The organism is Candidatus Devosia phytovorans, assembly GCA_029202405.1.
Classification (GTDB): domain Bacteria; phylum Pseudomonadota; class Alphaproteobacteria; order Rhizobiales; family Devosiaceae; genus Devosia; species Devosia phytovorans.
This window is the reverse complement of sequence record CP119312.1, coordinates 2,174,786-2,188,694: the sequence shown is the minus strand read 5'-3', so window position 1 is coordinate 2,188,694 and position 13,909 is coordinate 2,174,786. Positions and strand designations below refer to the sequence as shown.

At 63.4% G+C, this 13,909-nt stretch carries 8 protein-coding genes; all 8 read right to left on the bottom strand.

Features of this window, described 5'->3' with window-relative positions:
- Window positions 1-6 precede the first annotated feature (6 nt).
- Window positions 7-246 carry a type II toxin-antitoxin system Phd/YefM family antitoxin gene (locus P0Y65_10830; GenBank protein ID WEK02702.1) on the bottom strand — a complete coding sequence of 80 codons (240 nt, stop codon included), beginning with the start codon at window positions 244-246 and terminating at the stop codon, window positions 7-9.
- Between the two features lie 114 nt (window positions 247-360).
- On the bottom strand, window positions 361-3,699 hold the full coding sequence (locus P0Y65_10825) for an efflux RND transporter permease subunit (protein ID WEK02701.1): 3,339 nt from the start codon (window positions 3,697-3,699) through the stop codon (window positions 361-363).
- A 2-nt stretch (window positions 3,700-3,701) separates the two neighbouring features.
- Complete coding sequence (locus P0Y65_10820; protein WEK02700.1) at window positions 3,702-4,973, bottom strand: efflux RND transporter periplasmic adaptor subunit; 1,272 nt, start codon at window positions 4,971-4,973, stop codon at window positions 3,702-3,704.
- A gap of 14 nt (window positions 4,974-4,987) precedes the next feature.
- Window positions 4,988-5,536, bottom strand: coding sequence for a PadR family transcriptional regulator (locus P0Y65_10815; protein ID WEK02699.1), 549 nt, complete (start codon window positions 5,534-5,536; stop codon window positions 4,988-4,990).
- A gap of 143 nt (window positions 5,537-5,679) precedes the next feature.
- Window positions 5,680-6,510, bottom strand: coding sequence for a 3'(2'),5'-bisphosphate nucleotidase CysQ (gene cysQ, locus P0Y65_10810; protein WEK02698.1), 831 nt, complete (start codon window positions 6,508-6,510; stop codon window positions 5,680-5,682).
- Between the two features lie 75 nt (window positions 6,511-6,585).
- On the bottom strand, window positions 6,586-7,851 hold the full coding sequence (locus P0Y65_10805; protein ID WEK02697.1) for an AGE family epimerase/isomerase: 1,266 nt from the start codon (window positions 7,849-7,851) through the stop codon (window positions 6,586-6,588).
- Window positions 7,852-8,080: 229 nt separating this feature from the next.
- A complete protein-coding gene (locus P0Y65_10800; protein WEK02696.1) occupies window positions 8,081-9,028 on the bottom strand; it encodes a class 1 fructose-bisphosphatase in 948 nt (315 codons plus the stop codon).
- Between the two features lie 211 nt (window positions 9,029-9,239).
- The gene (locus tag P0Y65_10795) at window positions 9,240-13,886 is read right to left on the bottom strand and encodes an NAD-glutamate dehydrogenase (protein ID WEK02695.1); all 4,647 of its coding nucleotides are present in this window, start codon (window positions 13,884-13,886) and stop codon (window positions 9,240-9,242) included.
- Between the last annotated feature and the right edge of the window lie 23 nt (window positions 13,887-13,909).

Genomic DNA, 13,909 nt, shown 5'->3' with positions numbered 1-13,909 from the left:
GCTTACCTATTTCGCCAGTGCCTCGTAAAGTGACCTGCGCCGCTGAATGCTGCGCTCCAGCAATTCTTCCACGAGCGGACGAACCTGTGGGGCCGCGTTGGCAGATTTCATCTGCTCATACTGTTCGGGTGACAGCATGATCCCGACATCACGCCCGTTCTTCTGGATACGCACCGGTCCAGCCTGCGCCATTTCCAGCACTTGCCCGAACTTGTTCTTGGCATCAGTTGCGTTGAATACAGCCATGGCGACAAACTCCGTCAGCTAAAATAGCTAACCGCAAATATAGCTAAATTAGCTAACTATGCAAGTGCATCAAACCAAAAGGCCCGCATTGCTGCGGGCCTTTCGTCTGTCTCGTTATTCTGCCGCCTCAGGCCGATCCGGTCTGTTGGCCGCATCCTTGCCCTTGTTGTCGAGGCCTGCGTCCGGGCTGACAATATAGCGCTTGCTGCCGTCAGCGTCGGCCGGGATTTCCACGGCCATGCCGTCGAACCCTGCCGGGGCTGCCGCCGCCGGCTTGCGCCAGCCGCCGCTCACATAGTTGCGCAGGCGATCGAACTGGTGCCCGGTACCCTTCATCTGTCCCCAGATCACGCTTGGGGCGGTGATCAGCACCGGCACCATGACGAGGGTCAGGGCGGTCGAGAAGAAGAGGCCCGAGACCAGCGCTGCGGAGAGGTGGATGAACCACGAACCGGCCAGCCCGCCGACCACGATTTCGCGGCGGATGAAGTCGAACTCGACATTGGCCCACATCGGGATGACGCCGAGTGCCGTCAGGAACGCGGTCAACAGCACCGGGCGAACGCGCTGCCCGATGGTCAGCAGCATCGCCTTGACCGGCTCCACATGCTGATGGCGGTTGTAGTCATTATAGGTGTCGATCAGCACGATGCCGTTCTTCACCACAATGCCTGCCAGCGCCACGATGCCCAGGCCCGTCATGATCGCCGAAAAGCTCATCCCCGTCGCCAGCATGCCCAGCAGCACACCGGCCACGGACATGATGACCGTCGAGAGCGTCACCATCACCTGGTAGAAGCTGTTGTACTCGAGCAGCAGGATGAAGAAGATCAGGAACATGGCGGCGCCAAATGCCTGCACGATAAAGGCATTGGCATCGCCCATCTGCTCTTCAGCGCCGGTATAGGCCACAGTGATGGAGTCGGGGAAATTCTGTTCCTCGACCCACGCCTGGACCTCGGCCACCTTGTCGGCGGCATAGACGCCCTCCGGCAGGTTGGCGAGACCGGCAGCCACCGGCATCTGGTAGACCTGGTTGCGCCGCTGGATATTGGCGACCTTGGGCACGGCCGTGCGCTCGATGAAATTGCTCACCGGCACCATGCCATTGGACGTGGCGATGCGCATCGAATCCAGCGCGTCGAACGTGCGTTCGTTCTCCGGCAGGCGCACCTTGATGTCGAGTTCCTTGCCGGTCTCTTCATCGCGATAGGTGCCCAGTTCCACGCCCGAGGTCACGAGCTGCACATAGGGTGCGAGTTCGCGGACGCCGATGCCGTATTTGCCGGCCTCGTTGCGATCAATGGTGATCTGCCAGTCGATGCCGGGGGAGGGGCGACCGTCTTCGATATCCACCGTATTGGGCATGGATTCCAGATGCGCCCGGATCGCCGCGACGACCGGAACCAGGTCGTCATAGTTGGTGCTGTCCACGCGCAGGTTGATGTCCTTGCCCGCGGGCGGGCCATTCTCGGCCGCCAGCACCTGGATATCGAGGCCCGAAAACTGCGTCATCCGCTCGCGGATCTGCCCGAAGATTTCCTCGGCCTTGACGCGATTGTTGTAGTTGGTGAGCTGCAGCTGGAAATTGGCCAGCGTGTCGGGCGGCATGGTGCCAAAGGCGCCCGTGTCACCAAACTGCATGATCACGTCCTGGATGCCCTGGACCTGCATGATCTCGTCGCCGATCTCGCTCATCATGTCGCGGATTTCTTCCGGCGAGTAATTGCCGCGACCGACCACGGCCACCGTAGCGAATTCCGGTTCCGAAGCCGGGAAGGCCTCGCTGCCGGTCGGGTTGGTGGCATAGGCGACAAAGATCGCCACGATGATGCCGAAGCCCACCGCCAGCGTCGGTATGGGCCAATGCAGCAGATGCTCCATGGTCCGCACATAGACGCCGGTGACGCCGCGCACCTTCTTGGCGTCGAACTTGTCGGGATACATCACGACGTCGGCAGCTTCCTTGGCCTTCTCGTCCACATGGGTCGAGGCGATCACCGCGCCGATCACCGGCATGAAGATCAGTGCCGAGATCAGCGACGCAATCATCACGATGATCACGATGGTCGGCAGATAGGCCATGAACTTCCCGATGATGCCCGGCCAGAACAGCAGCGGCACGAAGGCGCCCAGCGTCGTCGCGGTGGCGCCAACCACCGGGATGAACATCTTGCGCACGGCCAGGATGAACGCCTCTTTTTTCGAGACGCCTTCCTGCAGTTTTCGCTCCGCATATTCGACCACCACCACAGGGTCGTCGACCAGCACGCCCACCGCGATGACCAGGCCAAACATCACCATCATGTTGATGGTCATGCCCAGCATCTGCGCCACGAGGAACGCCATCATGAAGGACAGCGGGATCGACAGGCCAATCATGATCGCCGGACGCACGCCAAGCGTGGCCACGCAGGTGATCAGCACCAGCGCCACGGCCGTCAGCACCGCTGCTTCCAGCGAGCGGAACATCGAATTGGTCGTTTCCGCCTGGTCGAGGAAGAAGGAATACTGCACGCCCGACGGCCAGTCCTTGGCAAATTCTGCAGTCGCTGCGCGCACCTGGCCCGATACGTCGATGATATTGGTGCCGAGCTTTTTGGATACGCCCAGGATCAGGGCAGGGGAGCCGTTGACCGTGGTATAGGCGGTCGCGTCTTCCAGCGTCCGGGTGATCGTGGCCACATCGCCAAAGGTCACCACGCTATTGCCGTCGGTCTTGAGCGGCAGGTTGTAGACGTCGGCCGGATTGGTGATCAGGCCCGGCACTTCGATATTGAACGAGCCCTGGCCGGTGTTGAGCGTACCGCCCGGCACCACCATATTGTTGCGATTGAGCGCATCGAGCAGCTGGCTGGCAGTCAGCCCATAGGCTTCGAGCCGCAGCAGGTCGATCTTGACCTCGAGGATTTCGTCGCGCCCGCCGGAAAGTTCTGCCTCGCGCACATCGGCCAGGCCTTCGAGGTGATCCTGCAGGTCCTCGGCGCGGCGCACCAGTTCCTTTTCCGGCGCATTGCCGAACACGGCCACGGAAATGATCGGCGTGCCGACCAGGTCGATTTCCGCCACGATTGGCTCATTGGCCTCGTCGGGCAACTCGGCCTTGACCGCATCCATGCGGGCGCGGGTATCGGCGAGGGCCTGGTCCTTGTCCGTATTGATGTCGAACTCGAGGAAGATCGAGGCATGGCCGGTGGTCGAGGTGGAGCTGATATTCTCGAGCCCCGGCAGGGTTGCCAGCTCTTCCTCGGTCGGCTTGGCGAGGAGGTTTTCCGCGTCACGCGGCGAAACGCCCGTCTGGCTGATCGAGACGTAGAGATAGGGGACGTCGATTGCCGGGAAGCTTTCCTTGGGCAGCGACACATAGGCCGAGACACCCGCGCCGACCATGATGACCATGACGGTCAGCACGACACGCGGCATCCTCAGGATTCTGACGATGAAGTCGAGCATGATCAGACGCTTTCTTCGCTGACAGCGGGAGCATTCTCATCGGACGAGGCGTCGACCGCCTGTCCTGCAGACACGTTTTCCTGGCCGACGGTGATCACGTCGATCGTCTCGGGCAGGCCGGTAACCCACACGCCATCGCGCGTATCGCTGACGATGGTGATTTCATGGAAGGCGACCTTGCCGTCCTCCACCGTGCGCACGCCCAGCGTGCCGGCCTCGTCCAGCGTCAGCACCGACTGCGGCAGCAGCTGGCCCTGCGCACTGCCCAGCGTCACCACGGCCTGCGCCGTTGCGCCATCGCGGAAGCTCAGCTCGTCATTGGCAAATTCGATTTCGACCGGGAAGGAACGGGTCGCATCGTCGGCCGTGGCCGAAATGAACGTCACCTTGCCCTCGGCCTGCGCGCCGCTCACCGTCTTGACCACGGCGTCGAGCCCGGTGCGTGCCAGGTCGATACGCGACTCCGGCACCTGGCCGACGAACTTCATCGGATTGAGCTGCACGATGGTCGCGCAGGCCTGACCCTGCGGCAGCATGGCGCCAGCCACGGCCACCGGATCCTGCACCACACCGGCCACCTTGGCCTTGATCTCGGTGCGATCGAGTTCCTGCTGTGCATTGTCGAGCGCAGCCTGGGCCGAGGACACCGACGCCCGGGCGCCGCTCAGCGCCACTTCCACGGCGCGACCCGTATTGGGCGCGGCCAGTCCGCGTTCACGCAGGTCGGCATTGGTGTCAAAATCGAGCTGTGCCTGGTTGAGGCCAGCATTGGCCTGCTCCAGCCCCGCCTGTGCCTGGGCCACGGCGGCAGCGCGCGTGCCACGATCCAGCGTGCACAGGGCATCGCCCACGGCAACCTGCTCGCCCTTGGTGACATGCACCTCATCGACGATACCAGCCGTCTCGGCCAGAGCGCCGACCGAGGATTTCGCCTGGGTGCGGCCGCGCAGCGGCACGTCGATCTGCATCGGCTTGGCGGTGTAGGTCACGGTACGGACCTTCGCCAGCGCCTCATCGGACCCGCTTGCCTCTTCATTGCGCTGGGCAATGGTCAGTCGGGGGTCGGTTTCGGGTTCGGGATGCTCGGCCAGCACGCCGGCATTCGCCAGCGTCTCATGCAGGGGACCATGATCCTGGCCTTCGATGACCGAAACAATGGGTCTTTCCCCATTCCCCGGTCCGCTTCCACCCACCACCAGCGTTCCGGTGGCGAGCCAGGCGCCAGCGCCAAGCAGGATCAACAAAGCCAGTCCATATGAAAACAGTGCACGCATGAATATTTGCCCCTTTACTCAGCCGCGTCTTTGTTCTGTTCGGCTCGCGCCAAAGTGATCAGTTCGTGCATGTGGGTGCGCATATGCGTTTGCGCAACCTCCATGATGGCACGACCGTAATTTATTACCCATGCGTCACTGGCATTGCTGGCGTGCCCTGGGAAGGCATCTTGCAGCTTGCTGTGCTTGTCGCCGAGCTTGTCGAGAAATTCCTGCGCCCGCGCCGCGACCAGATCGCGCGGCAAAATATGCGCATAGCGGGCAAACAGCAGGAACGGGCTGCGGAACACATCCTCGCCCAGCGGCCCGGCCAGCGCCTCGGCAAATTCGTCGCGCCCGGCATCGGTGATGGAATAGATTTTCTTGGCCGGCTTGCCCGGCTGCGGCTCGGTCCGGCTGACAACCAGCTTTTCCGCCTCGAGCTTGGCCAGCGCCGGGTAGATCGAGCCATAGCTGGCTTCGACGAAATAGGCGCACTCACCCTCGACGCACATGCGGCGGATGTCATAGCCCGTCGCATCGCCTTCATAGAGGATGGATAGACACAGGGTCCTGACGTTCATGCGCGCTCCACACGACCATATGCTGGATCGATATATGGCGGCTGTTTATATGCTTGACGAGCATAGCGCAAGCCACACTGCCGCCCCATTGCAGGCCGGCCAATCTGCTCTCGCGTCGCTGACAGACTGTGTCAGCAGTCCCCTCAATCGAGCAGCCGGCTCATCTCCGCGGCCGCCTTTTGCGCCAGTTCGAGGCTCGAAGCGGCCACGAAATAAGGGTTGAGGAAGGCCAGGTCATGCTTGCCATAAGCCATGCGCGCGCCGTCCAGCGTCACCACCGCACCGCCCGCCGCTTCTAGCACTGCCTGTCCGGCAGCCGTGTCCCATTCCGAAGTCGGGGTAAAGCGCGGGTAAAGCTGCGCCTCGCCGCGTGCCAATAGGCAGAATTTCAGCGACGACCCCACCGACACATCCGCCTCGACATCGAGCGTCTGGCACAGCGCCGCCAGCGCCGCATGCCCATGGCTGCGGCTCGCCACGATCCGCAACCGCGTAGCCGAAGCCACGGCAATGCTCTGTCTTTCCGAGGCCAGGCCGTCCTGCACGTTGCAGAACCACGCCCCGGTGGCGTCGCCGATAAAAGTTTCCCCCGTCGCCGGCGCCAGCACCACGCCCAGCACCGGCACGCCATGCTCGACCAGCGCGATGTTCACCGTGAACTCGCCATTGCGTTTGATGAATTCCTTGGTCCCGTCCAGCGGATCGACCACGAAATAGCGCTCGCCCAGCACGGGGATGATCCCGGCGGCCACGCTTTCCTCGCCCAATACGGGAATTCCGGTCGGTCTGAGATGGTCGAGGATCACCGCTTCCGCGGCGGCATCAGCCTCGGTCACCGGCGAACCATCGGCCTTTTTGACGGCCGTTATCGGCCGGGCATAGACATCCATGATGACACGCGCCGCCGCAATCGCGGCCTCAAGCACCAATGTGGTCAATCCCGCATCGGTCTTCGCCTGCATCATCGTCGTCATGTCGCGCTCTCTCCCGCAAGTCGCGCTGCTTTACGCGCGACCTGCAAGGCTTGCAACTGCCCTTAAGGGCAGACCTCAGCGGGCATACTTATCCGTGTGATCCGCCTCGATGATCGCCCTGGTGAGGCTCCCCGTCGCCGGATAGAGCGGGATCAGGCAGGCCTGCAGCGCGTGGTAGATATCGGGCTTGCCCACGAACAGCCGCGAGGTCGGCGTCAGGTCTTCCTTGAGTTCGCTCAGCCAGCCGCCGCGCGCATGGTCGATCACGTGGTTTTCCGCATAGTCCCAGAGCTTGCGATACCAAGTCTGGAAATAGTCATGCGTATCATAGGCCGAAATATAGGCCGCCGCGCCAATCGCCTCGGCCGTCGGCCACCACAGCTTCTCGCGCATGATCGGCTTGTTGTCCCAGTCCAGCGTATAGAAGAACCCGCCATGCGCCGTGTCCCAGCCCAGCTCGATCGACTGGCGGAACAGCTCGCGCGCCGCGCCGGTCATCCAGCTCAGCCGCTTCTCGCCCAGCACCCACAGCTGATAGAGCAGCCGCGACCATTCCAGCCAGTGCCCGGGCGTCGTGCCCGAGGGGCGGAACATCTCATTGCCCTCATAATTTTTGTCCAGCACCCAGTCGGCATCGAAATGCTCGGCCACGCGGTGGTCCAGCGCCACGGCGTTCTTGAGGATGATCAGCTCGGCGATCCGCTCGGCCTTTTGCAGATAGGCCTTGTCCCCGGTTGCCTCGAAGGCTGCCATCAGCGCTTCGGTCATATGCATGTTGGCATTCTGTCCGCGATAGGGCAGCAGCTCGGACCAGTCCTGATTATACTCGTCCTTGACCGTTCCGGTCCCCTCGTCCCAGAATCGCTCGTTGATGATCTTGGTCACATCGGCGATCATCTGCTCGGCCAGCGGATGCCCCACGAGCTTGGCGCTCGATGCCGCCAGCAGCACGAAGGCATGGCCATAGGCCTGCTTGGACCCGTTGACGACGCCATTGTCGTCCAGCCCCCACACATAGCCGCCATGCTCGGCGTCGCGATGCTGCTCCCAGACATAGCGCATGCCGTGATCGACAATCTCGTCCGATCCCGGCCGCCCCAACAGGCTGCCGATCACCGCGCAATGGATCATGCGCGTCGTCACATGGATTTGCCGGGTGGAATTTCCCTCGTCCAGCGGCAGACCCTCGTCATCCAGCTCGAAAAACCCGCCCTTGGGATTGATCGAGGCCGCCTCGAAGAAATCAAAGAGATTGTTCGCCTGCCGCATCAGATACTGCCGATGAAACGGCCGCTTCGGCCACGGGCTCGAATTGGTCTTGGCAAGCGTAACGTCGGTCATGGAACTGGCTCCTTGTTGGCAGGAGCTATAGCTACACTATAAGAACGTTGCAATTGATCTGGGTCGTGGATGTGAGAGAAGAGTACCCCCACCTAGCCTCCCCCTGAAAAGGGGGAGGGACAGATCGAGTTTGTGGCAACATCTCGCCCCGCCCACGGAGCAGTCCCTCTCCCTATCAGGGGGAGGATAGGTGGGGGTACCCCCCACGAAGACTCGGCCGAAGGCCTCACTATCCCTTCTTGTACCAGGCCTCCACGCGCTCGACCTCGTCCGCCGATCCCAGGATCACCGGAACGCGCTGATGAATTCCGCTAGGCACGAGTTCAAGTATCTTTTCCGGTCCCGTTGTCGATTTCCCCCCTGCCGCCTCGACGATCATCGCCATCGGATTGGCCTCATAAAGCAGCCGCAACCGGCCGCCCTTGCTGACGGTCTCGCTGTCCAGCGGATAAAGGAAAATCCCCCCGCGCATCAGGATGCGATGGATATCGGCCACCATCGACCCAACCCAGCGCATATTGTAGCGCTTGCCCGCCGTGCCGGTTTCGCCCGCAACATTCTCGGCCACGTAGGCCTTGGTCGCCGCGTCCCAGAACCGCTCGCGCGCCGTATTGATCGCATATTCGCCCGAGGCGGCGGGCACGGCGACCTGGTCCTGCGTCAAAACGAACGCACCCGATCCATCCAGCGTGAAGATCGCGACACCTGTCCCGAAGGTGATGACCAAACTCGTCGCCGGTCCATAGGCCGCATAGCCTGCCGCCAACTGCTCACTACCCTTCTGCAGCAGGCCCTTGCGCGCATCCAGCACCGAAAAAATCGTGCCAACAGTCACATTCACATCGAGATTGGACGAGCCATCCAGCGGATCGGTCGCCACAAAATACTGGCCGTCATTGCCGAACCGGACTTCCTCATCCAGCTCTTCCGACACCAGAATCGAAATCTTGTCATTGTCCTTCAAGTGCTTGAGAACAATGTCATTCGAGATCACATCCAGCGCCTTCTGCGCCTCGCCTTGCACATTGGTATGCCCCGCCAATCCCGTCTGTCCCGCGATCGGCGCCAGTCGCAGCACCCCGGCAATCTCGGCACTCGCCGCCGCCATCGTGGCCACCACCGAAGCCAGTTTCGGATCGACAGTCTGCGCGGCAAGCCATTGGGTCAGCGTGGTCATCTGGTCACTCACAAGAAGGGCAGGGTGCCTCACTCTCCCCATATGTCGCTGGGATACAAGGCAGACTTTGGCAGCATGGCGCCACGCCCTCGTGGTTCGAGGGTCGCTGCGCTCCCACCTCACCATGAGGGCTGTTGAAGCATCGAGCTCTCAGTAGCCCTCATGGTGAGGTGCTTTGCGCAGCAAAGCCTCGAACCACGAGGGCGTGCCACTATTCTTGCGCCAGATCCGCCAGCAACCCCGCCGCCACGCTCAACCGCGATACCGTAAGCTCCCCCTGCGTCAGCTCCGCCACCGAAGCCGCCGTCCGCGAGATCCCCGGCCGCGCCGCCCATGTCGCAAACCCGCCCTCGGCCTTGAGCACATCCGCCGTGAGGTCGCGCTGCGCCCGCATCAGGTTGGCCAGCGCCCGGTCCAGCGCCATACGATCAAACCGGTCGCTGAGCCGGATATCGCGGCCTTGCTCGATCACCGGCCACAGCCCGAACTGCGCGAACACCCCAAAGAACGCCGCCGCACCATCGACCACGCTCACACCCGCACGTTCGCTCACCAGCACGATATCGCTGGCATAGCTCAGCACCGGCAGTTGCGCGATGTTCCGCGCCACCGTTTCCGGAACACCAAGACCCACGAGCTCGGCACTCTTGCCATCCACCCGAGCCTGCAGCGAAGCGGGCAGGGTGCTCTCCCGCAACACGGACACGCCCGCCGCATGTCGCTCCACGAGACTGACCAGCCCCTGCGTCACGTCGGCATTGCGCAGGAACCACAGGCTTTCCTGCATCAACAGGTCGGCAACCTCGGCATAAAGCCCCAACTGCACATCGCCTGATACCACACCATCCAGCGCATCGATTGCCCCATTGAGCGCCGTCAGCCCATAGACATCGCGCGTCGCCGCATAGGCCAGCGCCACCTCGCCCGGGCTGGCGCTGGTCGCGGCCGTCAGCTCGCTGACAAAGGCCGGCCCGCCGCGATTGATCATCGCATTGGCCAGCACCGTGGCGATCACCTCCCGCTTCAGCCGATGCTGCGCAACAGCCTCGGGATAGGTCCTGTGCAGCGTCTCCGGGAAATAGCGATAGAGCTCGCCCGCCAGATACTGGTCATCAATGGAAACGCCCTCCAGGAGATCGGCATAAAGCGTCAGTTTGGCATAGGCCAGGATCACCGCCAGCTCCGGCCGCACCAGCGCCCGCCCGTCCATCGTGGCATCGCTCGGCAGGAATTCCACCAGTCGGTCCAGCAGGCCGCGTTCTTCCAGCTGCTCGATTAGCTCGCGGTGGTCCGGCAATTCGGCCAGCCCCGCCCGCTGCGCCAGCGAAATCGCCAGCCCCTGCAGGTAATTGTTGCGCAGGCAAAGCTGTGCCACCTCGTCGGTCATCGTCACGAGGAAGGCATTGCGCGCCTCGATATCAATCGACCCATCGGCCAGCAGCGGCGCCAGCGCGATCTTGATATTGACCTCGAGGTCGGAAGAGTTCACCCCCGCCGAATTGTCGATCGCATCCGTATTGATCCGCCCACCCTTGAGCGCATAGTCCACCCGCCCGCGCTGCGTCACGCCCAGGTTCGCGCCTTCACCAATCACCTTGGCCCGCACCTCGGCCCCGGTGATGCGGATCGCATCATTGGCCCGGTCGCCCACTTCGGCATCCGTCTCGCCCGCTGCCCGCACATAGGTGCCGATGCCGCCGAACCATAGCAGGTCCACCTCCGCCTTGAGGATAGCCGTCATCACCTCCGCCGGCGTCGCATGCGGCACGTTGAGCCCCAGCGCCGCCTGCATTTCCGCCGTCAGCGGAATGGCCTTCAGCGAGCGCGAAAACACCCCGCCGCCCGCCGAGATCAGCGCACGGTCATAATCCTGCCAGCTCGAGCGGGGCAGGGCGAACAGCCGCTGCCGCTCGGCAAGGCTAGCCGCCGCATTCGGCTTGGGATCGATGAAGATGTCCCGGTGGTCAAACGCGGCGATCAGCTCGATTTCCGGCGACAGCAGCATGCCATTGCCGAACACATCGCCGCTCATGTCGCCGACGCCCACCACGGTGAACGGCTGCTTCTGGATATCCCGATCCATCTCGCGGAAATGCCGCTTCACCGCCTCCCAGCCGCCGCGCGCCGTAATGCCCATCTTCTTGTGGTCATAGCCGGCCGAGCCGCCCGAGGCGAAAGCATCGCCCAGCCAGAAGCCGCGCGAAATCGCAATGCCATTGGCCATGTCCGAAAAGCTCGCCGTGCCCTTGTCCGCCGCCACCACGAGATAAGGATCGTCCCCATCCCGCCGCACGACATCCCTTGGCGGCACCACGGCACCATTGACCAGATTATCCGTCACATCCAGCAGTGCACCGATGAAGATCTTGTAGGCGGCCACGCCCTCCGCCGCGAAAGCCTCGCGCGGCATGCCAGCCGTCAGATGCTTGGGCACGAACCCGCCCTTGGCCCCCACCGGCACGATCACCGCATTCTTGACCTGCTGCGCCTTGACCAGCCCCAGCACTTCCGTGCGGAAATCTTCCGGCCGATCTGACCACCGCAATCCACCGCGCGCGATCGCCCCAAACCGCAGATGCACGCCCTCGACGCGCGGCGAATAGACCGAAATCTCGCGGAACGGTCGGGGCGCCACCATGCCGTCCACCAGCGAGGAATTGAACTTGATCGCCAGCGCCGGCATGCGCTGCCCCGCCTCATCGCGCTGAAACGCATTGGTCCGCACCGAGGCCTCGATCAGGTTGACGAAGCGCCTGACAATCGTGTCCTCGTCCAGCGACGCCATGGCATCGAGCGCCGCAACGATCCGCTCCCGCGCTTCCTCGGCTGCGACCTCCCGATCGTCCTGCACGGGGTCATGCAGCGCATTGAACAGCGCCACCAGCGCCGAAGCGGCCTCCGCCTGTTTCACCAGCACATTGGCAATATAGCGCTGCGAATAGCTCGTCCCGATCTGTCTGAGATACCGCGACAGCGCCCGCAGCGGCGCCGCATCCGTCCAGCCCAGCATGGTCCGGCTGACCAGCGCATTGAGCTGATCACTCTCGGCCAGCCCATCCCACACCGCGAGCAGCCCTTCCTCGACCGCTGCGCCGCGCGCGCTGAGATCAAAGCTCGCCCCTTCGCTCGGCGCCAGCACCATGTCATGCAGATACCGCTCGACCCCGTCGCGCGGCACCACCGTATAGGTGCGCTCGTCGATCACCCGGAAGCCAAAGGCCTCGATCATCGGCACGCGGTCGCTCAGCGGAATGGCGCTCTCGCGGTGGTAGAATTTGAGCCCCAGCGCCCCGTCCGCGCCCTCGCGCGCCCGCAGCCGTATCGCCACCCCCGCGCCATCGCCCAGGGACCGCAGCACGCCGATATCATCCAGCGCATCCACCGCCGTATTGCGTGACTGATAGGCCGCCGAGAACGCCCCGCGATAATCGCTGATCGTCGCCGGATCCCGCGCCGTCGCCGCCAGCACATCACCGAAATTGGAGGTTAGCGCATCGACATGGTCCTCCAGCGTCGCCCGGCTCGGCTGCGGCGTCGCGCCGGCAATCCGCCCGATGATCACATGCAGCCGCACCAGATCCCCTTCCGGGAAATGCGGATAATAGGCCGAAACGCGCCCGTCATAGACCTGTGCCAGATAGCGCGTGATCCGGGCCCGTGCCTCGCTGTCGTAGCGATCGCGTGGCACATAAACCAACACCGAGACAAAATTGTCGAACCGGTCGATGCGCGGCAGCACCCGCACCCGCGGCCGGTCATAAAGGCCAGCAATCGCCGTGGCGAATTCATAAAGCTGTTCGCCCCCGATCTGGAACAGCTCGTCGCGCGGATAGCTGTCCAGCGCGCTCAGCAGCGTCCGCCCGTCATGCCCCAGCGGATCGACGCCCGACTTGCGCATCACCTCGGCAATCTTGCGCCGGATAACAGGCACGTCGGTATGCGGCGTCGCCAGCGCCTGCGCTGTGAACAGCCCCACGATGCGCAGCTCGCCCGTCGCCGCGCCATCCGCGCCAAACAGCTTGATGCCCACATAATCCATATGCACGCGCCGATGCACCCGCGCCCGCACATTGGCCTTGGTCACCAGCAGCGGTTCGTTACCCGCCATGAAGGCAGCATGCTGGGGCGTCGATTCCACAAAACTCGCGCCGCTGCGCAGCACTTTGAAATCGGGGTCGCGCAAAATCCCCAGCCCGCTGCCCGCGACCGGCGCCAGGCCCTCCGCCCCCAGCCGATATTCCCGCATGCCGAGGAAGGTGAAATTATGCTCGATCAGCCAGTCGAGAAACCGCAGCTTCTCGTCCTTGTTGGGGGCAGGGCTCTGCTGCAGCGCCGCGACACCCTTGCGCAGCCGCTCCAGCATCGCCTGCCAGTCGCTGACCGCCCGCGTCACCTCGGCCATCGTCGCTTCGACTTCCGCTGTCAGCGCCGAAACATCGTCCACCGGATCGCTGTAAATATGCAGCAGGCTCAGCGCCCGCCCGCCATTGGCACTTACCGTGCCATTGTCCACCTTGACCACCGGATGGGTAAACAGCCGCACCGTGCCACCCGCCGCCCGCACCGCCGCCAGCGCGCTGTCGACGATAAACGGCATGTCCGGCGACACTACATCCACCACCAGCGGATCGCCCGTCACGGCCGGCGGCGTCGCGCTCAACCGGCTGCCATCGCCCTCGAAGGACACCAGCAACTGATAGGACTGGCGCAGGTCCGCCTCGAACCGCTCCGGCGTCTGTCGTGCCAGGTCCTCTTTGTCCGTGGCCAGGATCGCCGCCCGGAAGAACCGCGCAAATCCCTCATCCCCAGCCATCAGCGCTTCAGCCCGCTCCAGCAGGTTCGATTGCCCAAGGTCCATTCAACGACTCCCCATCTCGCAGC